At 45.4% G+C, this 25,103-nt stretch carries 22 protein-coding genes; 5 read left to right on the plus strand and 17 right to left on the minus strand.

The features are described 5' to 3' along the window. The 11 genes from LLF92_11645 to LLF92_11695 form a co-directional block, all read right to left on the minus strand. The gene (locus LLF92_11645) at window positions 1-633 is read right to left on the minus strand and encodes a hypothetical protein (protein ID MCE5341759.1); all 633 of its coding nucleotides are present in this window, start codon (window positions 631-633) and stop codon (window positions 1-3) included. Between the two features lie 3 nt (window positions 634-636). Beyond that, window positions 637-1,557 (minus strand): NADH-quinone oxidoreductase subunit H, encoded by a 921-nt coding sequence (locus LLF92_11650; protein ID MCE5341760.1) that lies wholly within the window; start codon window positions 1,555-1,557, stop codon window positions 637-639. Beyond that, window positions 1,557-3,539 (minus strand): hypothetical protein, encoded by a 1,983-nt coding sequence (locus LLF92_11655; protein MCE5341761.1) that lies wholly within the window; start codon window positions 3,537-3,539, stop codon window positions 1,557-1,559. Before LLF92_11655 ends, LLF92_11650 begins: the two co-directional genes overlap by 1 nt. Beyond that, complete coding sequence (locus LLF92_11660) at window positions 3,540-4,250, minus strand: PTS sugar transporter subunit IIA (GenBank protein ID MCE5341762.1); 711 nt, start codon at window positions 4,248-4,250, stop codon at window positions 3,540-3,542. A gap of 98 nt (window positions 4,251-4,348) precedes the next feature. After that, window positions 4,349-6,307, minus strand: coding sequence for an SDR family oxidoreductase (locus LLF92_11665; protein ID MCE5341763.1), 1,959 nt, complete (start codon window positions 6,305-6,307; stop codon window positions 4,349-4,351). Window positions 6,308-6,327: 20 nt separating this feature from the next. After that, entirely contained in the window at window positions 6,328-7,584 is a 1,257-nt protein-coding gene (locus LLF92_11670; protein ID MCE5341764.1) for an L-rhamnose isomerase, read from the minus strand. A 1-nt stretch (window position 7,585) separates the two neighbouring features. Next, complete coding sequence (locus LLF92_11675) at window positions 7,586-8,806, minus strand: PHP domain-containing protein (protein ID MCE5341765.1); 1,221 nt, start codon at window positions 8,804-8,806, stop codon at window positions 7,586-7,588. Between the two features lies 1 nt (window position 8,807). Beyond that, on the minus strand, window positions 8,808-10,286 hold the full coding sequence (locus LLF92_11680) for a rhamnulokinase (GenBank protein ID MCE5341766.1): 1,479 nt from the start codon (window positions 10,284-10,286) through the stop codon (window positions 8,808-8,810). Between the two features lie 12 nt (window positions 10,287-10,298). Then, complete coding sequence (locus LLF92_11685) at window positions 10,299-11,918, minus strand: alcohol dehydrogenase catalytic domain-containing protein (protein ID MCE5341767.1); 1,620 nt, start codon at window positions 11,916-11,918, stop codon at window positions 10,299-10,301. Between the two features lie 50 nt (window positions 11,919-11,968). Continuing rightward, complete coding sequence (locus tag LLF92_11690) at window positions 11,969-12,202, minus strand: biotin/lipoyl-binding protein (protein MCE5341768.1); 234 nt, start codon at window positions 12,200-12,202, stop codon at window positions 11,969-11,971. A gap of 11 nt (window positions 12,203-12,213) precedes the next feature. Further along, complete coding sequence (locus LLF92_11695) at window positions 12,214-14,451, minus strand: dehydrogenase E1 component subunit alpha/beta (GenBank protein MCE5341769.1); 2,238 nt, start codon at window positions 14,449-14,451, stop codon at window positions 12,214-12,216. Between the two features lie 211 nt (window positions 14,452-14,662). Between LLF92_11695 and LLF92_11700 the strand changes: the two genes are divergently transcribed. Beyond that, entirely contained in the window at window positions 14,663-15,433 is a 771-nt protein-coding gene (locus LLF92_11700; GenBank protein MCE5341770.1) for a DeoR/GlpR family DNA-binding transcription regulator, read from the plus strand. 3 nt (window positions 15,434-15,436) lie between these two features. On the opposite strand, the gene LLF92_11705 is transcribed toward LLF92_11700, so the two are convergent. The 3 genes from LLF92_11705 to LLF92_11715 form a co-directional block, all read right to left on the minus strand. After that, window positions 15,437-16,642 carry a diphosphate--fructose-6-phosphate 1-phosphotransferase gene (locus LLF92_11705; protein MCE5341771.1) on the minus strand — a complete coding sequence of 402 codons (1,206 nt, stop codon included), beginning with the start codon at window positions 16,640-16,642 and terminating at the stop codon, window positions 15,437-15,439. After that, window positions 16,636-17,400, minus strand: a complete 765-nt coding sequence (locus tag LLF92_11710) for a glutamine amidotransferase (GenBank protein MCE5341772.1) — start codon at window positions 17,398-17,400, stop codon at window positions 16,636-16,638. Before LLF92_11710 ends, LLF92_11705 begins: the two co-directional genes overlap by 7 nt. Window positions 17,401-17,502: 102 nt before the next feature. Next, complete coding sequence (locus LLF92_11715; protein MCE5341773.1) at window positions 17,503-18,360, minus strand: PIG-L family deacetylase; 858 nt, start codon at window positions 18,358-18,360, stop codon at window positions 17,503-17,505. 185 nt (window positions 18,361-18,545) lie between these two features. Here LLF92_11715 and LLF92_11720 point away from each other — a divergent pair, with 185 nt between their 5' ends. Continuing rightward, entirely contained in the window at window positions 18,546-19,433 is an 888-nt protein-coding gene (locus LLF92_11720; GenBank protein ID MCE5341774.1) for an AraC family transcriptional regulator, read from the plus strand. 164 nt (window positions 19,434-19,597) lie between these two features. Here the strand turns inward: LLF92_11720 and LLF92_11725 are convergent, their stop codons facing one another. Both LLF92_11725 and LLF92_11730 read right to left on the minus strand, forming a co-directional pair. Further along, entirely contained in the window at window positions 19,598-20,356 is a 759-nt protein-coding gene (locus LLF92_11725) for a hemerythrin domain-containing protein (protein MCE5341775.1), read from the minus strand. A gap of 281 nt (window positions 20,357-20,637) precedes the next feature. Then, window positions 20,638-21,519: an FHA domain-containing protein gene (locus LLF92_11730; protein MCE5341776.1), complete on the minus strand. Its 882-nt coding sequence runs from the start codon at window positions 21,517-21,519 to the stop codon at window positions 20,638-20,640. Between the two features lie 193 nt (window positions 21,520-21,712). Here LLF92_11730 and LLF92_11735 point away from each other — a divergent pair, with 193 nt between their 5' ends. Continuing rightward, window positions 21,713-22,120: a hypothetical protein gene (locus LLF92_11735; protein ID MCE5341777.1), complete on the plus strand. Its 408-nt coding sequence runs from the start codon at window positions 21,713-21,715 to the stop codon at window positions 22,118-22,120. On the opposite strand, the gene LLF92_11740 is transcribed toward LLF92_11735, so the two are convergent. After that, window positions 22,117-23,268: a hypothetical protein gene (locus LLF92_11740; GenBank protein ID MCE5341778.1), complete on the minus strand. Its 1,152-nt coding sequence runs from the start codon at window positions 23,266-23,268 to the stop codon at window positions 22,117-22,119. The genes LLF92_11735 and LLF92_11740 overlap by 4 nt on opposite strands. A gap of 278 nt (window positions 23,269-23,546) precedes the next feature. Here LLF92_11740 and LLF92_11745 point away from each other — a divergent pair, with 278 nt between their 5' ends. Both LLF92_11745 and LLF92_11750 read left to right on the plus strand, forming a co-directional pair. Beyond that, entirely contained in the window at window positions 23,547-24,203 is a 657-nt protein-coding gene (locus LLF92_11745) for an ATP-binding cassette domain-containing protein (GenBank protein MCE5341779.1), read from the plus strand. Between the two features lie 19 nt (window positions 24,204-24,222). Next, on the plus strand, window positions 24,223-24,858 hold the full coding sequence (locus LLF92_11750; GenBank protein ID MCE5341780.1) for a hypothetical protein: 636 nt from the start codon (window positions 24,223-24,225) through the stop codon (window positions 24,856-24,858). The last annotated feature ends 245 nt before the right edge of the window (window positions 24,859-25,103 follow it).

The raw sequence follows: 25,103 nt of genomic DNA on the forward strand, positions 1-25,103 counted from the left end.
TCAGTCCTTCAACACACTTAACTGGTCGGTATCAATATGGTCGAACTGTCTGCTGATGTGGAATATCGCGATACCCATTACAAACACGCCTACGAAAACATCCAGCAGCGTTCCAAGTTCGATAAGCATCGGCTGCTGATTTGCGATTGCCATACCGAAAGCGTAAATGCCGTTCTCAAGCACCAGATAGCCGAGCACCTGCGTGAGCGCTTTCTTGCGGCTGACGATTAAAAATAGACCGACAATCAATGTGAAAAACGCGACGGGAATCAGCATCGGCGATTCGATAGTAAACGGCATAGGCAGTCTTGTGCTTATCCAGTATGAAAACGCAAGCACAATCGGACCGGCAAGAAGCGACTTACCATAACCGACGTAAGGGTCGTCCTCACGCCAAACGTTTAACTGCCGCAGCGTTCGCAAAAGCATCAGCGGGAAAACAACACCTTTGAGAATTACACTGATAATCGTAAATATTAGAATATGCAGTTCAAAATTGTGCAGCAGAAGCGGGAGTATGCCAAGCGCGACACCCTGCGTGGCGACAATCCTGATACAAGCGCGAAGTCTGCTGCTTCCGAGCACCATCATGTTCGTAAGTATCAGCAATACCATTACAATATCAGTCCACACAGCTTAACTCCTCAACGCAAAAACAAGCGAAAGTATCGCAAGTGAAATTGCGGCCAAAAGCAGGTTCGGCACACTAAGCAGCCGAAGGCGTGCCATACACGATTCGATAATTCCAACCAAAACAGATACCGCGAAAATGCCAAGTATTGTTAGAGGCATCGCAATCCATTGAGCGAGTCCGCTAACCGGCAAAAGGATTCCAACGAGAATCGCAGAGAAGAGCCAAAGCTTCAGCGCGGCTCCGTACAAAATAAAACCGAAATCCGGCCCGCTGTTGTCGAGCACCATAACTTCGTGAATCATTGTCAGTTCAAGATGTGTGTTCGGGTCGTCGATTGGGATTCTGGCGTTTTCCGTGAGGAGCACAATAACCATCGCGGCCGCGGCCAAAAGCAAAGTCGCGCAGCCGGTAGTCCACATCTGCGTCGTAACGCCTGCGAAAATTCCGGCAAACGAGACACTCGAAGTCTGGCGAGCCATCGCAGCCAACGCGATAAACAACGCAGGTTCTGCCAAAGCGGAAAAATGCACTTCCCTACTCGAACCCATTCCTTCAAAACTCGAGCCGGTGTCTAATGCGCCGATGACAATGAAAAATCTCATCAGGCCAAGCAAGTACGCGGCCAGAATTAAATCACCACTAAAACTAAACAGGCTGCTGTTGCCACCGCCGAGAGGCACTATCATCATCGCCAGAATAACCGACGCGAAACAAACCAGCGGCGCGATTTGGAAAACCCAAGATGTCGTCGTACTGTAAACGGCTCCTTTATGAAACAGCCGCCACAGGTCGTAATACGGCTGGAGAATCGGCTGACCCTGCCGGCCGGCGAATTTCGCTTTGACGCGATTGATTACGCCAAGCAGCATCGGCGAAAGCAGCAAAGCGGCGAAAGGCTGAATTATTTTAATCGCTAAATCCATTATCGCAGTTTCCATACCATAAGAATTATCAGAGTTATCGCGATATACAGCACATACATCTGCACCACGCCGTATTGAACCCAGTGCATTTTACTCATCAGCGCATCGACCCATTTGAATATCGGCCGGTATAAATATTCACTGCTGACGTCGGGCGTGTGCGATTCGAACTGCGCCTGCTGCGGGAATAATTTCGTAATCTTTTCAGATTTGCTTTTGCTGTATAACACGCTTTTAAACATATCTACAATCGGATGAGAAAACGACGACGAGGTATATTGCATTCGCGAAGTCGCGCCGATATAACCACAATCCCACGTGGGCGATTGCGTTACAGGATTTTTCGCGAGCATCTTTTTCCGCAAAAACATAAGAATCAGAACAAAAACTATCAGCGTTACTGACACCATGGAAATAATAAATAGTATATTTTTCACCGGACTAATCTGTGCAGTTATCTGGTCAGCGGACAGTGCAGTAAGTGAAGCTGACGCGGACGCAACAACCGGCAATATCAGCGGAGCGGCCAAACCAACGATAACGCAAAGGCCGGCAAGTATCCACATCGCGAAATTCATTTCAGCGGTTACTTCGTGTGAATGTGCAGGCAGCGGGCAGCGAGATTCGCCGAGAAAAACAATACCGAATAATTTCGTAAACGCCGCCAAAGCAAAACCGCCAATTACCGACAGCGAAGCAATTGCACCAACTGTTGTCGCTACCAAAGGCAGCCCGTCTGTTATCGCGGCAGAGAACGAACCATAATACAAAATAAATTCGCTGACAAAACCGTTCAATGGCGGAAGGCCGCATATCGCGACAGAACCTATTGCGAAAGCAGCCGCGGTTTTCGGCATACGTTTGATAAGGCCGCCGAGCAGATCCATATAACGAGTGCCGGTAGTATGCAGAATCGCGCCTGCGCCCATAAATAACAGGCTTTTAAAAATTGAATGATTGATTGTGTGCATCAGTGCGCCGGCAAAACCCAAAATTGCAAGAACCTGTGAGCCTTGCGCAACACCGACAACGCCAAGGCCGAGCCCTATGATTATGATTCCGATATTTTCAACGCTCGAATATGCAAGCATACGTTTGAAATCGTGTTGAGCCAGTGCGAACAAAACGCCAAGTATTCCTGTGATTGCGCCAAGGCCAATCAGCAGCCAGCCCCACCATACTTCGACCGTCGGCAAAATGTAAATCGTGCGGACAATACCATAGATGCCCATCTTTATCATTACGCCGGACATTATCGCTGAAACGTGACTTGGTGCGGCAGGATGCGCTTCAGGAAGCCAGACGTGCAAAGGCATAATTCCCGCTTTGGTTCCGAAGCCGACCAGCGAAAGCAAAAACAAAATCGACAGCGTCGTCGGGCCCGCTGATGAAAGAACTGCGGCAGAATCAAAACTCAACGTTCCGCTGTATTTGCCGAGAAGAATAAAAAACGCGAGCAGAAACGCTGTGCCGATATGAGTAGCGATAAGATAAATCCAGCCGGCCTGTCTGACAGATTCGTGCTCGTCATCAAATGTTACAAGGAAGTATGACGCAAGCGACATCACTTCCCAGGCAACCAGAAATAAAATGCTGTTGCGGGAGATTACGACCATCGCCATACCGGCGACAAGCATATTAAAGAAAAACGTCGGAACACCCAATCGACGCCCTTTATACGCAAGCATATATCCGCAAGCGTAAATCGCGATAATCGAACTGATGAGCAAAACCGGAATCAAAAACAAAGCTGAAAGACTGTCAAGCTCGACAGAAAAAGAACCGTAAGGCACCTGCCAGTCGGCCGTCAGTGAAATTATACTGCCGGAGATTAAAACTTTTGCGGCAGGTACCACGCTGATGATTGAGCCTGCAACAACGCCGGCAGCGCCGAATCTTACACAGCGTTTTTCATTTTTTATAAATAATGAAACGAAGCCCGTCAGTGCGATAACGCACAGGCCGGCTAAAACGATTGACATTTACGGCATCTCCTGACTTGCTACACTTTTATTTGCATTATCCAAATCGTTTTCAATGCGGGCTATGTGAGCGAAAATATTTTCGCGCGTGTCCTGATTCCTGATTGAATTTTTCAACGCTGCATCCTGCAGGATAAAACTCAAACGTGATAATAAATGAAGATGCGCACGAGCTGTGGGACTTATGATCGTAAACAAACAATATACCGGCCTGCCATCTATTGCCTTGAAGTCAATCGGCTGCTCCAGAAAACAAAGCGATATCATCGGCTGCTCAACGTGCAGAACAATCGGGTTCCTGACGTGCGGAATCGCGATGCCGTCGCCAATACCTGTCGAAGCCATTTCTTCACGAGCGAGCAGAACACTAAACAGAAACTCGCGGTCAACTTCCTGCGGTAAATGTATAAGTTCCACTATCGAACGCAACGCGGAAACCTTGTCTGTGCCGCTGACACGATAATAGATGCCGCCGGTCTTGATAGCTTCGCCAAGACTTTGCAGAGCGACACCCGCCGATTCCGGCTCGCTGAACAGCTCTTTGGAGACGTTAATGCGGTTTGCCATCGCCCATTCGAGCAGTTCGGCACGATTAAAGCGATATTGATTGTTGACTTTATAGGCGGGGAGCGATTGCTGATCGAGCCAACGATATACTGTTTTCTCGCTTACAGCTAATAATTTAGCGACATCTCGTACTGTCAACTGCATTGGCATCCTTTATATAGCATTGGACATTTTAGGACAATTTTAAAATATCGTCCTCAAATGTCAAATACTTTCTTAAGAATGCCTTACAGTCCTATAATCTACCGTACCATAGCCTGGCCGGCGTCAACGACGACGGTTTGGGCGGTAATCATTCTCGCTTTATCCGAGACGAGGAAAACCACCGTATCGGCGATGTCCTGACCCTTGATTTCTTTGCCGAGCATCGTTTTGCTGACATAATAAGGTATAACTTCTTCAGGCTTGATGCCGTATTTTTTCGCGCAGACCTTTATATATTCCGGATTCCAGATTTTCGAGCCTTCGAAAACATTGCCCGGACAGACAGAGTTGACTCTGATGTTGTGTTTGCCGAGTTCCATCGCCCAGCCGCGAGCCATGTGGATTTCGCCTGCTTTGGTCGCGTTGTATGGCGTGTTGTTTTTGCTCGGGTCAATGCCGGACTTCGAACTTAAATTGATAATACTGCCGCCCATATCCTGCGCAATCATTATTTGCGAAGCCTTTTGTGCCATCAGAAAATAACCGGTCAAATTCACTTCGAGCGCGAAACGCCATTTGTTTACCGGCAAATCTACAAGACTAAAAGCCGGAGCAACGCCCGCGGCGTTTACCATAATATCAAGGCCGCCCCAATTTTCGACGAGCTTATCAAACGCGCTGCCGACAGATTCAGCATTCGTCACATCACAAGTCAAAATCATAGTCGAACAGCCCGTTTCGGTTTTAATCATTTCAGCAGTCTGCTGCGCAGCGTTGGTGTCAATATCGACAAGCGCGACATTAGCGCCCGCTCTTGCTACACCCATCGCGAGACCTCTGCCAAGACCACTGCCTGCGCCGGTAACAACGGCGATTCGATTCTGCAACTCGCCGGAAGTTTTGCCTGCCGAGACCGACTGACGGAACGACTCGGCCTCCCAATTTTTAATAAAATTACACTCACGGCGATTCAAAGCATTTATACCGCCCATTGACGCGGCATGGACACGAATAAACAATGAGCTTTTAACAATATCGTTTATAATGCTTAATACTGAATATTTTCCAACGACGAATAATCCGATCCCTTTTACAATGAAAGCCAGATATGGCTTATCACCCTTTTGAATCTGTTTTTTGATTTTATCTTCAATTTTATGTATGCCGTTTTCATCTACCCATAAAGGATTGCCGTTAGTATATACGATTTCATCGGGGCTTAGCATACCTGCGGCCAGCAATTTGCCGGCGTCTTTGCGCTGCATAAACGTGTAAATCTGTTCGTCGATGAAATGGCCGACCATCACATATTGGCCTGTCGCATTGAAAAACGCTTTGCGAATAGCTAATTTAGTTTTGTTGATTATATCGCTGCTTACCGGTTTGACTTTTATCTGCTTCGGCGATTTCAACTTACTATTACAGGCTTTCATAACTTTTTTAACAATTCTCAAAGCTGAATTGTAATCATCGGTCGAGATGAAAATGCCGTGCTTTTCGAGGAATAGAATCTCCGGCTTCGAGCCGTAAGTATTCACATAATCAGCGATAAGTTTCGACACTTTACGAGCAAGTACAAGACCCGGGTCTGCGTACTCAACCCACAGGAACGGCTTTTTATCGCCTGCGAAAAGTTTTTGCAGCATTGCCAGTCCGTTCTTTGCGCTGACATACGCGCCGACTGCGCTTGGATGCAAATGGACAACATATTTATTGAGCATTGCGTGCAGATGAGCTTCGACGCTCGGCCGGCCCGCGTTTTTCAATCCGTCAACGCAGCAAAGATTCAATCGGTGAACGACTTCGGCTTCTCTTGCGTCAACGTCGAGACTTGCAATCGTCTTGTCATCTAATATCGAAATAGTTCTTTCGACATCAATCTTGCGCCAGCCCTTTTCCGCGGACATCTCTTTAAGAGCCGTGCCGCTGGCTTTTATGTACATATATTTTCCATCAGCGGTTTTGACGGATGTGTTCCCACCGCCGCCCTGAATGAGATTTAAATCAACGCCAACTGTATTCGATACCTGAATAAGCTCTTTTAAACATTTATCCATATTATTTACTATCCCTAAAATTATCTTTTGCTTAAAACATCGGCTTCGTATTTTTTAACCTGTGCGAGCCAGTCTAATCCTACCGGCACATTCGACTTTGCACAATAATAATCCCATACCGCGCCAAACGGCAGAGTTTTCAGTTCTTCGGAAATCGCCAGCCTGCTTGTTAAATCGCCGGCTTTTTCGCACTGCTTCATCTTCGCTATCGGCTCAAGCAGCCCCGCAAGCAGTGCCTTGAGCATGCAACGTGTGCCGATTACCCAGGCAGCGATTCTGTTAATGCTCGCATCAAAGAAATCCAGACCGATGTGCACTCTGTCGATGTACCCGCCGCGGATGATTTCCTGCGCGATTGCGTAAAGCTCATCAGAAAGAATCACGACGTGGTCGCTGTCCCAACGGACAGGACGCGAAACGTGCAGCAGTATCTCATCAAGAAAAGTCAACGTTGAAGATATTTTATCTGAAATGACTTCGGTCGGATGGAAATGGCCGGCGTCAAGGCAAAGCAGTTTTTTATTCGCAACCGCGTAGCCCATATAAAACTCGTGCGAACCGACGACATAACTTTCCGAGCCGATGCCAAACAGTTTGCATTCCACCGCGTCAAGATTCAAACGCGGATTTATTTTTTGCGTGAAAATTTCATCGAGAGATTTTTTCAATATTTCTCTTGGGCCTTTGCGGTCAACGGGAATATCCTTATAGCCATCCGGTATCCAAATATTTGTTACGACAGTCTTGCCGAGTTTTTTGCCCATTACTTCGGCAATTTTTCTGCACGCTTTGCAGTGGTGAACCCAGAATTTCCTGACTTGTTCGTCTCTGCTCGAAAGTGTAAAACCACTCGAAGCCATCGGATGCGAAAAACAAGTCGGATTGAAATCGAGTCCCATTTTTTTCGACTTGGCCCAGTCAATCCAGTTGGCGAAATGCGCCGGCGTAATTTCATCTCGTTCGACTTTTTTGCCTTTGAACTCACCGTATATCGCGTGCAGATTCAGTCTGTGCGTGCCGGGGATTAAACTTAACGCTTTGTCCAAATCTGTTCGCAACTGCTCAGCAGTTCGCGCTTTGCCGGGATAGTTGCCGGTCGCCATAATTCCGCCGTCAAGGCCTGCGTCAGGATTTTCAAACCCGCCAACATCGTCGCCCTGCCAGCAATGAAGTGAAACAGCGATTTTAGACAATTGTTTCATCACGGTATCAGTATTTACGCCGATTGCCGCGTAAGCGTCTTTCGCGATTTTATAAGCTCGTTCCACGTTCTTCATTTTATCTCCCTATCTTCTGAATTGTCTGAATTATTTGTTCCGGCGATGAATTAATATCAAAATCTTTCAAAATATTTTCCGCTGCTGGCTCAACATTTTGGCCGAGCTGTGCGAAAAATTTATTTTTGTCCGCTCTGTTTTTAAAATTATTATTTGACCATTCGCTCTTGTATCCAAGACCGCACTGCCTTTGCAGAATCGTATGGCCGTAAATAATCAATGCACCGTCCAAAAATATATGCACAAGCGGCTTCAATTCTTCGGACTGAAAATTATCGACAAATTTCTGGCCGGGACTGTTCATTTCCGTGCCTGCGATAATCGGCAGGTCTAAATTTTCGCATATTTCAACAAATTTATAAAGGTTTTTTTTCTTCGTATCCGTTTCGCCAAGTCCGGGCGTAAAATTCCTGTCTGGAATAATATTCACCGCCTCAACGCCGAGAGAAATCGCAATATTCAAAAGCTCTTCGATTCGTTTTTCGCCATCGCTTGTGCCGTCGAGCCACGCAAGAGTCGGAATGCCGCCGATTGAAACTACAAACTCATTCATTTGAGCTATCGTCGGAAAAGATTTGTTGTCCGGCTGGACATAACCCGCGCCGCCGCGTTTCATCGTCTTTGCGCGAATGGCGTTTGTCAGCGCGACCTTGTCGGCAAGATTATCAAAACCAATTTTTTCCTTCCAGAACGCTTTGAGTTTATTTTCATCGGGAAAAATACTCTGCGCCTTGTCGGCGTAAGCTTTGCATATATGCCGTTCGGTAACATTGCCCTTCGGCGTTAAAGGCACAACGTCTTTTTGATAATCAACAACGACAGGCTTCAAATATTCATTTACACGTTTGACAAGTTCGAGATTTCTGTTTTTTGCCATCGTGCGGAGATTATCTAAAAACTTTTTCTGCTGCGGAGAAACATTGCTCGATGTAATTCCGGCGCCCATGTGGTACGCAATGCCCGGCTCGCCCGGCGAGTTAATTACATAATCGGCAAACTCCGGTACGTACACGCGAGTTTCGATTCCGCCGCACGCTTTTAAGTTTAATTGTTTGGCAGCCGCGAAAAATTCATCAATACCGTCAAGCACATCGAAATCGACGATGCCAGCAGCAGCGAGATTCGCCTTTTTAGACAGAGAAGCGATTGTGTTCGGACTGTAACCTTCGGCATTAAATGAATAATGCGTATGAAAGTGCATATTTGTAAATTTGTGTGTCATATTATATTTCTAAAACATTCTTAATTTGTTGATATTTTTTGTCCCACGTTTCGTGTTCGGCTGGCTGATATATTTTCAATTCGAATGATTTCGCAACCACTTTTCTGCCTTCGGCGATATTTTTAATCTGGCCGGCAGTGATTGCCTGAACCATAATATTGCCCATCGCGGTCGCTTCAACAGGGCCTGCTATGACTTTTCTGCCAATTGAGTTGGCGGTGAACTGACAAAGCAGTTCGTTCTGAATGCCGCCGCCGACGAGATGAAGCACATCAATTTTTTTGCCGGTGATTTCTTCGAGAATATCAAGCACTCTTCGATAATAAAAAACAAGACTTTCGATAATAACTCTTATCATCTGCCCTTTATCGTTTATTTTTTTATATCCCTTTTCAACAAGATATTCATTAATCACCGCTGGCATATCACAAGGCGCAAGAAAACGCGAATCGTTGGGGTTTATCACAGCCATAAACGGCCGGGCACTTTTCGCCATTTCCGCCATATCTGCAAAAAACAGCTTTTCGCCCTGCTGATTCCAGTTTCTTCGGCATTCCTGAATGAGCCACAATCCCATAATATTTTTCAGCAGCCTGATTGTATTATACACGCCGCCTTCGTTTGTGAACTGATATTTATAAGTGCTTTCATTGATGAGCGGCTTTGAAATTTCAACGCCCATCAGGCTCCATGTGCCGCTGGAAAGATATGCCCAGTTATCGCCTGTCGCCGGAACCGACGCAACCGCTGAAGCTGTATCGTGCGAACCCGTGGCAACGACAGGGATTTGTGCGCAGCCGAGTTTGTCAGCAATTTGTTTTTTCAATTTGCCAACGACACTGCCGGACTGAACAATCTTCGGCATAATATTCACTGGCAGCGATAATTTACTAAATAACTCGTCAGACCATTTGCCGGTATTCATATCCAGAAGCTGCGAAGTGCTGGCGAGCGTATATTCGCTGAAAATCTCGCCGCACAAATAATACGAAACCAAATCGGCCATCAGGATTATCTTGTCTGTTTTTTTAAGAGAATCCGGCTGCTGAAGTTTTAACGCTTCCAGTTGATATATGCTGTTGAACGGCATAAATTGAATGCCGGTGATTTCGTAAACTTTTTCCCGCGGCACAATCGAAAAAACTTTGTCCATCATTGTGTCAGTGCGTTTGTCGCGATAATGATAGGGATTTTCGAACAATACCCCTTTGCTGTCTATCAGGCCGAAATCAACGCCCCAGCTATCAACGCTTATGGATTCAATTTTGCCAACGTGTTTGGCAGCGTTTGCCAGGCCGGTTTCAATTTCGCCGAAAAGTTTGGCAAAATCCCATCGTATTGAATCGCCATGCTCAATCGGGCCGTTTTCAAACCGGTGCATTTCCTCAAGTAAAATTTTACCATCTCTGACGCAACCCAAAATTACCCTGCCGCTGGAAGCGCCCAGGTCGATGGCTATATAATTCTTAGCTCCATCCATCTTCTTCGCTCTCTATGAAAGTTTTTTCAATAAAGCATCTTCCGCTTCTTTCGACCACAGCCCGTTATGTAATTTTTCCGCGACATCCGGCATACTGTTTTTAATTTGTTCAATTTTTGTAAGCGGCAGATTTTTCGCAGCGGGATAAACGACGATTTTGCCGGGGATAAGCTGATTTTCCACGGCGTTTACTCCCTCTATCGCAGCAGAAAGTCCCGCAACAGCGGCGATGGAAATATTTGTGTCCAACGAGCCTTGCTCGACTTTGGCCAAAACTGTTTTCATATCATCAAGCGTCGAACCGCTCGTACCAATGAAATAAAGTTTTTTGTCGATGTACGTCTGCAAATCAACCATTCCGTCAACTGTGGCCGGAATGCCCGCGAAGATATTTATCTTCGCATTGTCGGCTGCTGAATCTACCGAAAGTTCGACAAGCTTCGGAACCGGCGCCATCAGGATTATATAATCGAATTTTTCAGTGATATTGTTCTTCGTTGAATTATATGGTATGAATTTCAAATCGTTTTTGTCAGCCAGTGGTTTGGCAATTCTGTTAAGAATATGAAGTCTGTTGTCGTCCAGGTCCGCACCGTAAACGCTGACATTTTTCACGCCCTGACAGAGATTTCTGACAACGTGCATAACGCCCATCGGGCCGCCTGCGCCGACGACATTGATTTTGTCGCCTTTTTTGATTTCGCCGCCGGCGGGGATATAACCCATCGAATCAGCGGGATTGTTCGAACTCGTCCCAACAATACGGATATTGCCGTAATGTACCCTGCCGATTTTGCAGGTGATTTTGCGTGCGATTTTTCCGCCGCAAAGCACAACGTTCAGCAGACTGCCTGCCGAGAGTTTCGGGAAAATCTTTTCGATTGTTTCAGCATTCGAGCCGAAATAAATCACGTCATCGAAATCGGCTTCCTTCAATTTCGCAATTTCATCTTTCGATGCGTACATAACTGATGAAGGATTGCCGAATTTGCGGAGAAAATCTTTCAGAGTTTTTTCAGAATAATCGACATCAGAAACCACCAGCGTTTTGCCTTCGGTTTTCAGCGTTTGGCGTTCCTTAATCGAATATGCATCTTCAACGCACGCCCACGGCTCAACAAGCGCAATCGCCGAGGCGGACAATTTATCCGACGCCGGCAAAAGCATAGAACCATCAGTCGGGCTTATGATAACACGCTCGTCCATCAAGACGTATTCCTGCAGCGCACCTTCGAAATTATATCCGAAAGCCGCGTTGGAATTTTTCGTAGGCAGCCAGCGGTAATCCGTCTGAACCAAAAACCGCTGACCCGGTTTTACATCTTTAACTTTGCCGCCGACAGCCGCAATTCTTATAACCACTTCGTGGCCGGGAACTGTGGGCATATCATCCGGCACATAACTTGGAATCTCCTTGAGAATCTTCTGGTCGATGCCGGAAAGAATCGGACTCTTTCGCGGATGAGCAGAAAACTGCTTCAAAAGTTTTAAATCTGAAAAGCAAAGGCCGACGGCCTCGACTTTGCCGAGAATCTGATAATCGTTCGGCATGAAAACTTCCTTTTCAGTATTGTATACAAGCTGATTCGGGCCTGTAAGCTGAACGGCTCTTTGTTTTTTAGGTATTTCCATAGTTCCACAATTTTAAGTCATTAGCTACTAACGGTCAACTGTCTGTTTACCTATTCAATAATCATCATTGGGTCATTGACAGGTATAGTCTGACCATCGGTAACGAGTATTTCTTTGACAGTGCCTTCGGCGGTACTTTCCATCTCAAGCGTCGCCTTGTCGGTTTCTATTTCGAACAGCACATCGCCTTTGTTCACTTTGTCGCCGACTTTAACTTTGCAGCTTACAACAGTGCCTTCTTCCATTGTCTGTCCGAGTTTTTGTAAATTAATTGTCGTTGCCATATTTTACCTCACTATTTTATCATTGTTTTTACTGCGTTAATAACGTCGTCAATTGTCGGCACGCTTGCATTCTCCAGCGGTTCGCTCATTGGAGGCGGAACGTCTTTTGCCGCCATATTGACCGGAGCCGCTGCGAGCGTTTTAAAGCCCGTAGTACCATCATTATATTTATAATCTATAATTCTGCGAGTAATTTCCGCGCCAATTCCGCACATCGCGAAACTTTCGCAAAGCGTCAGCAGGCGTTTTGTTTTCTTAACCGATGCTGCAATCGTGTCAATATCCATCGGTTTGATTGTCCGCAAATCGATAACCTCGGCGTTAATACCGTCGGCAGCAAGTTTTTCAGCGGCCACAAGAGCCATATCCATCATTCTGCTGTAACTTACAATCGTTACATCGCTGCCTGCGCGTTTGATGTCCGCTTTGCCCAGCGGAATAATATATTCTTCTGTCGGCACTGCGCCGAGATTTCCGTAAGTCGATTTATGCTCAATAAACACAACAGGATTATCGCTGCGAATCGCGGCTTTCAAAAGACCTTTCGCATCGTAAGGCGTTGACGGCATTACAACGTACAAACCCGGAATATTCACAAGCCACGGCTCAAGACTCTTCGAGTGGTGAGCGGCGATACATCTGCCAAGACCGCCCTCTGTTCGCAGAACCATCGGCACTTTCGCGTGTCCGCCGAACATATATCTGTTGAACGCGCCGTTGTGCATCAACTGGTCCAACGCGATTGCGATGAAGTCAACGTACATAATTTCCGCTATCGGTCGCAAACCTCTAATCGCCGCACCAACGCCTGCGCCTGTAATTGCCGCTTCGGAAATAGCGGTATCAATGACTCTGTCCATTCCGAACTCGCCGAGCAGTCCTTTTGTCGCAGCATAAGCACCGCCGTAAAGACCGACGTCTTCGCCGAGGATTATAACGTTCTTATCTCTTCTCATTTCTTCGGCCTGCGCTTCAACCAGTGCGCCGCCGATATTGAGAACTTTCATACCGAAATCTGCTGCGACTTTTTTCTTCGCTTCATCGGTTTTGTCTTTTTTCGTTTTTGCTGTAGAAGCGGCAAAAGCAGCGGCGAACGCTGTGCCGGCATCTCTAACTTTTGCGGCAAGTTTCTTTTCGCTATCAACGACTTTCTGTTCGTACGTCTCTGTAACATAAACATCTCTTTCGAGATCAGCAACGTTCGGCCAGGGGCTTTCCATCGCGAATTTCGTAGCGGCTTCAATCGCGTCGTTCGCTTTGGTTTTAATAGCGTCCAATTCTTCCTGCGTCGCAAGATTTTCGGCAATCAGTTTATTCGACAGCACAATAATCGGGTCTCTGTCGCGCCACTGCTTTTCTTCTTCTTTTGTGCGGTAAACCTTTGGGTCGCTTCTGCTGTGGCCGTACCAACGGTATGATTTCGCTTCGACCATAATAAGTTTGCTGTTTTTGCGTGCGAATTCAATCGCTTCCTGCATCGCAAGATACATCGCGACAACGTCCTGACCATCGACAATCATCGCCGGAGCATCATAAGATGCGGCTCTGACAGCGATATCTGTAACATTACTTGCCCTTGCAGTACACTCAACAGGACTGCCTGAAAACGGAACGCTCATTCCGTAAAGATTGTTTTCAATCACAGCAACAAGCGGAACATTCATAACCGAAGCCATATTCATTGATTCATGGAAAGTGCCGGTGTTTGTTGAGCCGTCGCCGAAGAATGAGATTACGACTTTGCCCGTCTTCTTATATTTTTCTGCAATCGCAGCACCAACCGCTGTCGGCTGATTTCCGCCGACAATACCTGTCGAGCCGAGGTTGCCGTTCTTAACGTCAGCGATGTGCATCGAGCCGCCCCTGCCGTTGCAGTAGCCGGTTTCTCTGCCCATCAATTCTGCCATCATACGATTCCAGTGCGTTTGTCTTTCCTGTTCGTTTTTGGCGTATTTGTTGCCCATCGCGCCGCAATGGCCGTGACCTCTGTGGGTCGAGCCGATTACGTCGCCGATTTCCAAAGCAGCTATCGCGCCAGTTGCAACAGCTTCCTGACCGGCGTAAAGGTGCGATGCTCCCTTAATAATGTTCTGGCCGAGAAGGTCATAAACCTTTTCCTCAAAGAATCTTATCTCGTGAATCGTCCTTAACCAGTCTTTTACCTGCTCAAGCGTGATTTTCTTGTGCGAAATCAACTCTTTTATCGCAGGTGTCTTTGTTTTTCTCTTATCATCAATTTTAAATGCCATTTTTAACTCCAAAATTAACCAACATTGTTCATTTGTGTAATATATCATTTAACGAACTTTCAAAAAAGTCTTTTTGGCCTTAAAAATGTTTGTTTTTCGCAAAAACAAGCCTGAACGAACACAAATAAACATAAAAAGACTTGAAAGCAACCAAACAATACAGTATAATACATAAATTAAACACAAATAAACATTGTTTTTAAGGTGTAATATGGGATTATCCGCTGAAAGCAGATGTAACTACATACTCGAATGCCTGAAGACCAACGGCAAAATAATTGTCCGCCAAGTCGCCGAAAAATTCGACGTAACAGAAGTTTCAGTTCGCAGAGATTTGGCAAGTCTTGAAAGAAAGGGACTTGTGAAAAAAACTTACGGCGGCGCGGTACCGGCCGGTTCGGAATTTAATCCTTCGGTCAAATTCCGTCATACGAAAAACTTAACCGCTAAAAAAAACATCGGCAAACTTGCGGCAGAACTCATCAATGACGGCGACAACATTTACCTCGAGGGTGGTTCGACGTGCTACGAGATTATTCCACATCTTGTCGATAAGAAGAATCTGACGATAATTACAAACTCCGCAATGCTGATGAGCAGACTGCACGAACAGCCGCAGCACAGAATCATTGTTACCGGCGGTCAGTATCGAGCCGATACGATGGACATGATTGGCCCGCCTGCGGAAAATACTATCGCGCAGCTCGGCGGCTTTACAGCATTCACAAGCGCTGACGATATCAGTCTTGATTATGGAATCAGCGGCGCAGATGTTACGACAGTCAGCTTCACAAAGCAGATTATAAAACGCGCGATAAGAGCGGTATTCGTGGGCACGATAAATAAATTTGACAAAGGCGCATTGTACAAAATCGCGGATTTGTCAGATTTGGATATTATTATTACCAACGCCGAGCCGGGCGAAAAGTGGCAGAAATTTACATCCGAAAACAATATTCGGCTGATTTATCCAAACATATAATCTTTAAACACTGAATTTTTTATATTCTAATTTAGTATATTTCGGCAGCGGGCCGACCAATGGCACGGCGTATTTTATAAACGCATCTGTAACGCCGAAGCCGTCGCTGCTGATAAATTCATCGGGCATTGGCTTGGCTCTTACCGCGACCTCGTGCAGCGCGATTTCACCGGTGAAACATTCATATTTATCGCCCGGCTTTCTATTGAGCGTAACCATCAGGCCGGTCTTGCCAGCTTTCGCAAGTTCAACAGCCGCTCTGCCCGCCATAAATGCCTCATCGATGTCCAACTGTACCGCACGGTCTGCTGCGCACATCGGAAGCGATTCGGTAATCTGAAATTCGCCTCGGAATCCGAATTTTTCAGTAATCATCTTGTGCAGCGCAACGGCAGTGCTTGTTCCGCCCATCGCACCGAACTCTATGTTATTAAATTTATCCTTCGTCTGCGAAGCTGAAACAGGCGTTCCGTCAGCATAGGCAATGCCCTCGCCGCAAACTATCGAAACGAATCCGAATCTGTCGTAACACTTTTTCACTTCGGACAGGAATTTGTCTTTTTCAAAATGTCTTTCCGGCAGACAAAGAATGTGCGGAGCGTCCGCATCGTCTTTTTTGCCAAGTACCGAAGCCGCAGGCAGCCAGCCCGCTTCTCTGCCAATGCACTGAAAGATTACAAACTGGTCAACCTTACGCATATCCCGCGCAAGAATGCCCGCCTGCTGAACGGACAACGCAACGTATCTTGCTGCGCTGGCGAAGCCCGGCGTGTGGTCGGTGCCGAACAAATCGTTATCGACAGTCTTCGGAACGCCAATGCCGGTCATTTCGTAACCGTTCTGTTTGGCGTATGCTTCGATGCGGTGAATCGTGTCCATCGTGTCGTTGCCGCCGATGAGGAAAATGTATCTAATATTATATTTCTTCAGCAAAGCGAGAATCTTCGGCAAATCCTCTTCTTTAAGTTTGTGTCTGCACGAACCCAACGCGCTCGAAGGCGTTAGCTTTAAACCATTAACCGTCGCTCCGCTTTCAGCGCCGAGGTCGATAATGTTCTCGGCCATAAAACCCTCGATGCCGAACCGCATACCGAGCACATTCGTTATACCTGCGAATTCTTTTGCGCCGGTGATAATGCCCGCAAGAGACGAATTAATTACAGATGTCGGGCCGCCCGACTGGCCGATTATCGCGTTACCTTTTAACATTTTTGTTCCTGTTCTTTACAAACCCATCGAATCATATTTACAAACAACTGCGCATACCAGTTGCCAACTTCAATTTCTATTCCGCCATTATTTTTTGCTGTGATTCTGTCGCAGCCCCAGTCAACCAGCGGGCCTACCCAGTGCGGCGAAACATCCGAAGCGAACGCCGCGGTTCTTCCTTTGCCGAATTGTCCAACAACCAACAGCGGAAAACTTTGCAGCTCCAGAAAATTAAATTTGCCGTTCTGAAATTCCGCTCTGAACTTCCGTGCGGATAAAACTTCCGTGCCGCCCTGCTTTACTTTTACGCTATTCAAACCGCCAATCGCGGGAGACTGCGCCTCGAAAGGCAGCGCATCGGTTATCTGATGGCCGCAGTTGCGAACGACCATACACGGACTGAAGCAATTTATTCTGTCGTCGCTATCGGCCATTTTGACCGGCAGGACATCGGCAAGAACCGTACCGCTATATTTGCCGGCCCGACCTTCAAACGATTCCCAGCCGCCAATCATTAAAAAACCTGCGCCGTTTTTGACTTTCTCCGCTATGGCGTCAAGATGCGACTTCAAAAAATTTCCCGCAGGATAATCGCTAACGATTATGGCCTTGTAATCGTTCTTAAATAACGATTCGTCGAACTTCACATCGCTCGGGATGTAATCGTAATCGATTTTGTAATGCGTCATCAAACCCGTGGGATAACTTGCCGCCTGGTCGAGTGCCGTATCGCCTAAATATAAAATTTTGCCGTTCATATATTTTTCTTAAAAAAACTGTGTTCTCAATCTGCGGCTCAGCGAAGCCGGCAATAAAATTTACAAACCTTTCAACGCGATATTAAACATACCCAATGGGTATTACCGAATAAATGGCAGATGATGTCTCTTCTCGAACATCTCGTAATAAGCTGCCGGCTGATAAAGTTTAAATTCCAGTTCTCTAAAATATTCAAAAGGCCCTGATTTTCGTACAATGTCGACAAGCGAGCCGATTTGCTCCTGCGACCTGAACGCTGATATTGCCTTGAGTTTATTTTCAAGCAAGGCAGGGGGAGTTTTGATTCGCAATCTCGGCGGCTGTGGAAAATCACAGTAAACGCCAAGCTCGTGAACGTAAGGCACTCTTTGGGCTTTATCGCCAAGTTCCGGCCAGATATTTCCGGCCGCGTGGAAGAGACTGATTAAAAATTCCTCGTGCACGATTCTGTGGTCTGGATGCAGGTCGGTTGACGTCGGCAGGAAACACTGCGTCGGCGCGATTTTGCGAATCCAGTGCGTGAACGAATTTTGCAGTCCGCAGTATCCTTCGAGTACCGCCGCGTCGTCGGGCTTCGCCGCCCTGCGTCCGCGATAATAATTCAATCTGCAATCGGGGAAGTTGAGCCAGATTATATTTTCCTGCGGAATGCCAAGTGTCTTGTAACATTCCTCGGTTTCTTTTTTTCGAATCTCGGAAATCGTATCCTTCTGCTGCTTATTGCAATATCCCATCGCGCCGTCGGTTACTACCAGAAGATAGACCGGAATTTTTTCTTTCAACGCAAGCTGAATGAACAACGCCGCGCCAAGCACAACGTCGTCATCGTGAGGACTGATGAAGAGAAATTTTTCCTTATCGCCGAGCCAATGACGTGATACACTTGCCAGTGTATCGCCGACTCTGCGTTCCTCGCCTACTATACGAACAAATTCCGTTTCGCTTTTGTGTTCTGTCATTTTCGTTTCCTTATAAATACGTTATAATCACAGATTACACAGATTAAAATGATTAAATATAAAATCCGTGGAATCCGCGTAATCTGCGATAAAAAACCACCTGTAAGTATCCCATTTTTTATACTTGACGTCAATAGACACTCGTAACATAATAATGGATTAACGTAACTTGCGGAAAAACAGATATGCCGAATGAAATTACCGTAAATAAGAGCAAATTGTGCCTTGAAGGCAGGGTAATCGAGTCAAAATACTTCTTTTTCGACACCGACCCGAAGAAAAAACACGAGCTGGCAATCGTTTTCGGCGGCGTTGAGAAGTGCGCATCCGACTTCGAGATAAAAAGACGTACATACCCTTATTACGTCATAGAAATACCTATAAAAGGCTTATGCGCTCTCGAAATCGGAGACAAAACGCACAGACTTGCGCCAAATTATATCGGCGGTTTCGCTCCGGAGGTCGCTCATCATTACAAATGCGATAAAAATAACCCGATGGAGCACGTCTTTATCGCGTTTTTCGGTACGCAGGCAAAAAATCTGTTCGAAAAAGCAGGCCTGTATAAAGGTAACGTGCTGAAAATGAAAAAAACCGGCGATATTTTATACCTTGCAGAGTCAATTTTGAAAAAAGCCTTTGAAAAATCAGTACACTCACACGAATTGTGCTGCAGTTATCTCAAAACTCTGCTTTTGGAACAATCCGCGGATATTTCACCTGCGACTGATTCGCTGTGCGCTTCGATGAACACTTACAAGCGGTGCAGAAAATATATAGATGAAAATTTCTCAACGCTGTTTTTGCCATCGCAGGTTGCGCAGAAATGCAGCGTTAATGTTCGCTATATGTCGAGGCTGTTCAAGCAGTACGCAGATGTTACGCCGCACGAATATATAATGAGATTGAAACTCAACAAGGCCGCGAATCTGCTTTTGACTACCAATCTTTCAATCAAAAATATCGCCCAGACTGCCGGCTTTGCCGACCCTTACCATTTTTCAAGAAACTTCAAAAACTTTCACGGCGTATCGCCAAATCACTATCGCAATCCGACATCGCGTGGGAAATAACCATAAAAAAAGCTTCCTGACACACCATCAGCATATCAGGAAGCTTCACGTAAAAGTTACTTCCAATTCATCACCCCCCTGCAAGAAATAAAATAACAATTTGTAAATTAAATACGCTTAACCTTTTTTCACCATCGGTCATAGGTCATTCGTTTGCCGGTTTTTTATGAGCAGCACGGCTGGGCATCGAATCCGCAGTAGCCCATCTCGTCGCTAAGCTGTTTAATCCGCCACCAAACTCTGTCGTCTTTGACAACGTCTATCGCGACAGGATACAGAATATTGTCTTCCTGGAAAATATGCTCGCGCAGAATCGGTACAATCGCGGATGAAATCGCATTAATCTGAATCTTGAACTGCGTCGGCTCGAACTGTCTGAAATTGTTGACCGCCACAGTCAAATTGCCGACAAGATTATTGATTCGCCAGTGCGCTTTGCCCAGCACCACGCAAATGCTCTTGCAGGGATAATTCTCCAGCACAGGAAAAATCAAATCGTCTTCGCGCTGGTTATGGACATCGATAGCCTGCAAGTGTTCGGTTATGTGCTGTAATCTTCTGAACTCACTCGAAAGCTCGGTCAATTCGTCGGTGTCCTGAATCAAAACATTGGCAACCTCAAGGTCGGCAAGGAAACATTCGAACATCTCGTGCTCGGCAATGACCCTGCGTATCGGATGGTCCGCCGACAGATGCGCCCGAAGCAGCGCGAACTGATCGCCGAGGATAGAAGCGAACGCATAAACAAGCGTACGGAGCTGGTCAAGCGAAATGCCGGTGCCGACGAGATACTTATGCGCCTTGCTGATATCACTTAATCGAAGTGTTGAAAGAAGCTGCCGTGCCTGCTGTCGAACTTTTGTTGGGTCTTCGCCGCTTCTGACCCGCTCAAGTATGTCTGCCAATTTCCGTGCTTTTTCCATAATCGCGCTCCTTTCCAACGCTTAAATGCGTTGAACCGCCCCTTTCTGTCTTTAACAAGTGCTTTTTACAACTTGCTCCAGTGAACACGCGTTCTGAAACTTAATACTTTTATATACGTTTTGGTTCGACATTTGATTAAAAAAAATATCAGAAAAAGCGCATAAATTTAATAAATTCGTGTTATTTTTTTTAACGGCAAGTTAAAGCGGGAAAGACAGGCGGAATATAACGCCACTAAAACGATTTACCAAAAGTTCGCTGTGTGAATTTTGGGATATGATTACAGGTGTACCGTGAGCGCACCGGCTGTGTGTATCGCCAAAATCATCAGATAATCCAAATCGCTCAAGCTGTAATGATTGTGAACCATCGCGTTATCAATATATATGATACCAAAATTGCCGGACGGCCTTTTTATGCATGCCATCATAGCAGAACGAATGCGCTCGGTCGTCTCGAGTTTGGCGGCAACCTGCGGAAAAACAAGCGATTGGCCGCGTTCAAACGTTTCAGTGATTTTCGGAGCCATTCTGATATCAGTCAGCACGACCGGTTTGCCATCGCGTCTTCTGCCCGTTTGGAAAGTAAGCGGACCGATGTTTGAGCTTCTTATACCGCACCAAACGCGAAACGCGGTAAACTGCTGACTACAGACTTTTAAAATCGTCTGCACAAATTCGTCCAGATTGTCAGCCTTGCCTATTTCCTCAACAGCTTGCGAAAAATCACTCAATCTCCGCGCGGCAAGTCGCATCGCAGGTGCGTGGCCGGCGTCGGGCTTTCGCACAATCACCTCATCACGAGGCGTTGAAAGCGATGCTTCGAGCGAGACAGTATCCTCCGGCGAGGGCTGCGGTTTTGATGTCAATAAATCCACTTCGAGCGTAAAATCGGCAATTTTCAGCGTGTCGCCCCTTTTGAGCGGTGCTTTGTGAATCACTTCGCCGTTAAGATATGTACGATTCGCCGAGTCGAGGTCTTCGATTGTCAGGCCTTCGGCACTTACGCTGATTTTGGCGTGCTGACGTGAAACCGCATTGTCGGCAAGCACTACCTGCACATCAGGTCTTCTGCCTATTAATATGGGATTGGCCGCAGGAAAGGTAAATTCGTTTACCATCTGTTCGTTGCGCTTCACAACAAGATGTATTGAACTATCCATTTTTTACCTCACAAACCAACATAACAATATTACGCCCGATTTGCAACCCTTTATTTGTTAAGTAATTAGTGAACTTTTGAAAAAATTATGTTATTTTTACAACTTTCCACTTGCTTTTATTGTTTAATTTACTAAAATAGCAAAAAGTTAGACAAATACAAAACAACATAGATTTATATGGAGGAAGCCAAAAATGTCAGCACCAACAATTCAAAAAAGAGAAACGTTACAAATCAAAAAGCGAGCACTTCTGGATTTACTTGAGCAGTCGCCCGGCAGGATTGAAATGCTTAACGAGCGGAACAGGGCTTTTGTGAACCTGATGCTAACGGGGCAAAAATTCCGAACTATCGCCACTGCCGCCGGCGTTCACGAGGCAACCATCGCAAGACGATTGAAAAAAATAGCCGCTCGAATCACGAACAACACTTTCGTCTGTGCCCTTTCGCAAAGAAATCTTACACCACAAAAAATGCAAATCATGCGCGATTATTTCGTCGACGGCTTTTCAATGTTCAAAATCGCCGCGAAAAATAACGTAAGCTATTATGATGTGAGAAAATTAATCAAAGAACACATCAAAGCAAACAATGGATATTAATAAATTTTATAAAAATACCAGTTGTCTGCTAATTTTGTTTTGCTGCCTGACCAATATTCATTTTTATGAACGAGGTTTCCATAAATATGGTCCATTAATTCCACTTGCAACCATTCAACTTCACGTATTTCCTTGTCGTTAAGGCTGGACTTCAAATGCAAATGGCCATTGTCAACCAAAATTACACCATCGCGAATCAATTTGTGTAAATGTAAACATACATCAAATCCGGACAGTATTGTTGCATTACGAAACCAGAGTGTCAATCCATAACGATTAGATGTAATATTGCTATCTTCGACCAGTTTGCTTGATATTCTGGACTGGTCATTCAGGAGTTTTACAACAACAGCCTTCTCTTCGGGTGTAAATTTACTTTCGATAAAATCGAGATATTCCTGATATTTCTCGCCATGGCCATCCAATACGGTATTCCCGTATTTACGCATCAGATATTCATCGCAAGTTTCCATTGAAGCCAATTTGTCTGCAAATGGTTTATCTATGTATTTCATTATGACCGGATATGTGATTAGCGGATCAAAAACAATTTGGTCACGAAATTTAGCAACATCATCCTTAACTTTAATCATATCCGCAAGTTCAGCCCAAGAACGTATATCATCTTCTGTTATTACAGGACTGGTCGAATAATCTTCCGGCAAACCATTTTTCGCAAAAATATAAATTGACACTCGCCTCGAACGGTAATAACCAAATTCAACTATACCCGATTGTTTCTCAATTCTGCGAACAACAAGTCTGTGTTTCCATGCTTCATCCTTAATTTTCTCATCATCGGTCTGTAAAAGTTTTTCCGCAATTGCAGTTAATTCTGTTTTTCGCTGCTCACTGAAATATTTTTGGGGGTATGACGGAAGATTATGCATCCCTAATCTCAACCCTGCAAAACCAAAAAGGTAAACTACAGGAAACAAAAGCAGGGAAATCAAAAAAGGTATAAAAGCAGCAAACTTATATTCGCGCCACAGTACAACAACTATAATCAAACAATATAAAGCAATGCAAATCAAAAAAAGGGATGAAAACGCCGAAAACATAAGGTCGATATCAATGTAGCAATTAAGAAAATTAATTACGCCCAAAATCAGACCTGTAACTATAACCGTTTTTATAGTAATTCGCATTTAAGACTCCTTTTATTCTAATTATATATTTTCATAAAAGGAATGCAATGATTTTGTGAATTTTCCCCCGATGTTTAAATTTACGCGCAAGTAGTTAAATGCGCATTTTTATAAATCAAATTTTTTATCCCGTTTCAACTTATTTTAAACGCAATTTTTTAAACTCAAAAACTAATTTATCGCAAAATCGCGCAGGTTCTCTGTAATTACGGAAGACAGCCACAGAGCTCACAGAGGACACAGAGATATAAAAATTTGAAATTTTTGGAAGAACAAAAATGATTACGACATTAACTGCGAACAAATGTTTCAACTGGGATTTGCCGCTGACGAAAAAAGCCGGCGACGTTATGCGGGCGTTCGGCATTACCGTTCAGCGAATCAAAAACGACGCCATCACGCACCAATGCACCATCGAACTGTCGGCTGGTCATATCTGCTACATCACCGGCCCGTCAGGCAGCGGAAAAAGCGTGCTGCTGCGGGAATTTTTCAAAAATTTCAACGATGAAAACAAAATCAACATCGATGACATCCCGCTGCCAAATGATAAAACGTGCGTCGATTGCTTCGATGGCGGGTTTCTTGAAATTTTACGAACCTTGAGCTGTGCGGGATTAACAGACGTATTTTGCGTTCTCAATTCGCCGGCTAATTTGTCCGAAGGTCAGAAATACCGCTATCGAATCGCAAAAGCAATCGCGGGCGATAAGCAGTTTATCTTCGCTGACGAGTTCTGCTCCAACCTCGACAGAGTTACAGCAGCGGTTATCAGTCATAACCTGCGCAAGTTCGCAAGCAAGACCGGCAAAACGTTCATCCTCGCAAGCGCGCACGATGATTTGCTCGCCGATTTACTGCCGGAAGTTATCGTCATCAAACATTTGGCAGGCGAAGCGGAAATCATCTATAAAAATCTCAAATCTCAAATTTGAAATCTCAAATTGGTGGTCTATGAATTGCACATTAAAAAAATATTTGAAAATCGTTCCGGGCATAATCGCGGATTACAAAACTTTGTCTCGGTTTCATTATCGGCACTGTCAGACAGGGCCGGTGGCAGGAGTTTATAAAATCATCGATACCCATCCCATGCGTGAGCAAATCGAACCAATCGTCGGCGTTATCGTTTATTCAATGCCGGCGTGCAGCGTTCAGCTCCGCAATATCGCAACACAGGGACTTTTCACCAAGTCCGGCTCAAGCTCTGTAAATATGCAGCTGGTCAACCAGAACATTCGAACAATCTCACGGGTTGTTATCGAGCCGCGTTACAGAGCTTTGGGTCTTGCGTATGAGCTTGTACAGCAGACAATGCCTCTGCTGAAAATAGCTTATATCGAGTCGCTTGCTGTGATGGGAAAAGTCAATCCGTTCTTCGAAAAAGCGGGAATGATGAAATTTCAGGGCACCGAACCTGTGCGCAGCGTTAAACTGCGACAGGCATTGAGCGTTGTCGGAATCGAAGAGGACGACCTTGTCGATATCGAACTTACGCACAGCAAAATTCAAAGTTTAAATCCGAAAGCGAAAAATTTCATCGAAAATCAGATTGTAAATTTTCTGACAGCCTACGGCAGGCACGTGTGAAATCTGCCGGATGGCTTAAAACGCACAGAATATATCATCAGCAGACTTTCAGACAGACCCGTGTATTATCTTTGGAGAAACGCGAAACTACGATTCAAGATTGAAAATCAGTACTGTCCCATTAACTTGAGACCTAATTAGTATAACTATTTTAGATATACAATGTTACAACAAAAAACAACTGTTATCGATTTGAACGGGCTGGTATCCTGCGGTGAGATTTTATTATCACCAATCAGGAGTAG

Source organism: Planctomycetaceae bacterium (assembly GCA_021371795.1).
Classification (GTDB): Bacteria; Planctomycetota; Phycisphaerae; order Sedimentisphaerales; family UBA12454; genus UBA12454.

Excerpts from the sequence above, each read along its gene's own strand:
- LLF92_11675 (MCE5341765.1), bottom strand. The coding sequence starts at position 8,806 with ATGACACACAAATTTACAAATATGCACTTTCATACGCATTATTCATTT.
- LLF92_11685 (MCE5341767.1), bottom strand. The coding sequence starts at position 11,918 with ATGGAAATACCTAAAAAACAAAGAGCCGTTCAGCTTACAGGCCCGAAT.
- LLF92_11680 (MCE5341766.1), bottom strand. The coding sequence starts at position 10,286 with ATGGATGGAGCTAAGAATTATATAGCCATCGACCTGGGCGCTTCCAGC.
- LLF92_11655 (MCE5341761.1), bottom strand. The coding sequence starts at position 3,539 with ATGTCAATCGTTTTAGCCGGCCTGTGCGTTATCGCACTGACGGGCTTC.
- LLF92_11650 (MCE5341760.1), bottom strand. The coding sequence starts at position 1,557 with ATGGATTTAGCGATTAAAATAATTCAGCCTTTCGCCGCTTTGCTGCTT.
- LLF92_11700 (MCE5341770.1), top strand. The coding sequence starts at position 14,663 with ATGGGATTATCCGCTGAAAGCAGATGTAACTACATACTCGAATGCCTG.
- LLF92_11750 (MCE5341780.1), top strand. The coding sequence starts at position 24,223 with ATGAATTGCACATTAAAAAAATATTTGAAAATCGTTCCGGGCATAATC.
- LLF92_11720 (MCE5341774.1), top strand. The coding sequence starts at position 18,546 with ATGCCGAATGAAATTACCGTAAATAAGAGCAAATTGTGCCTTGAAGGC.
- LLF92_11665 (MCE5341763.1), bottom strand. The coding sequence starts at position 6,307 with ATGGATAAATGTTTAAAAGAGCTTATTCAGGTATCGAATACAGTTGGC.
- LLF92_11710 (MCE5341772.1), bottom strand. The coding sequence starts at position 17,400 with ATGAACGGCAAAATTTTATATTTAGGCGATACGGCACTCGACCAGGCG.
- LLF92_11745 (MCE5341779.1), top strand. The coding sequence starts at position 23,547 with ATGATTACGACATTAACTGCGAACAAATGTTTCAACTGGGATTTGCCG.
- LLF92_11660 (MCE5341762.1), bottom strand. The coding sequence starts at position 4,250 with ATGCAGTTGACAGTACGAGATGTCGCTAAATTATTAGCTGTAAGCGAG.
- LLF92_11715 (MCE5341773.1), bottom strand. The coding sequence starts at position 18,360 with ATGACAGAACACAAAAGCGAAACGGAATTTGTTCGTATAGTAGGCGAG.
- LLF92_11690 (MCE5341768.1), bottom strand. The coding sequence starts at position 12,202 with ATGGCAACGACAATTAATTTACAAAAACTCGGACAGACAATGGAAGAA.
- LLF92_11695 (MCE5341769.1), bottom strand. The coding sequence starts at position 14,451 with ATGGCATTTAAAATTGATGATAAGAGAAAAACAAAGACACCTGCGATA.
- LLF92_11740 (MCE5341778.1), bottom strand. The coding sequence starts at position 23,268 with ATGCGAATTACTATAAAAACGGTTATAGTTACAGGTCTGATTTTGGGC.
- LLF92_11705 (MCE5341771.1), bottom strand. The coding sequence starts at position 16,642 with ATGTTAAAAGGTAACGCGATAATCGGCCAGTCGGGCGGCCCGACATCT.
- LLF92_11670 (MCE5341764.1), bottom strand. The coding sequence starts at position 7,584 with ATGAAGAACGTGGAACGAGCTTATAAAATCGCGAAAGACGCTTACGCG.
- LLF92_11735 (MCE5341777.1), top strand. The coding sequence starts at position 21,713 with ATGTCAGCACCAACAATTCAAAAAAGAGAAACGTTACAAATCAAAAAG.
- LLF92_11725 (MCE5341775.1), bottom strand. The coding sequence starts at position 20,356 with ATGGAAAAAGCACGGAAATTGGCAGACATACTTGAGCGGGTCAGAAGC.
- LLF92_11730 (MCE5341776.1), bottom strand. The coding sequence starts at position 21,519 with ATGGATAGTTCAATACATCTTGTTGTGAAGCGCAACGAACAGATGGTA.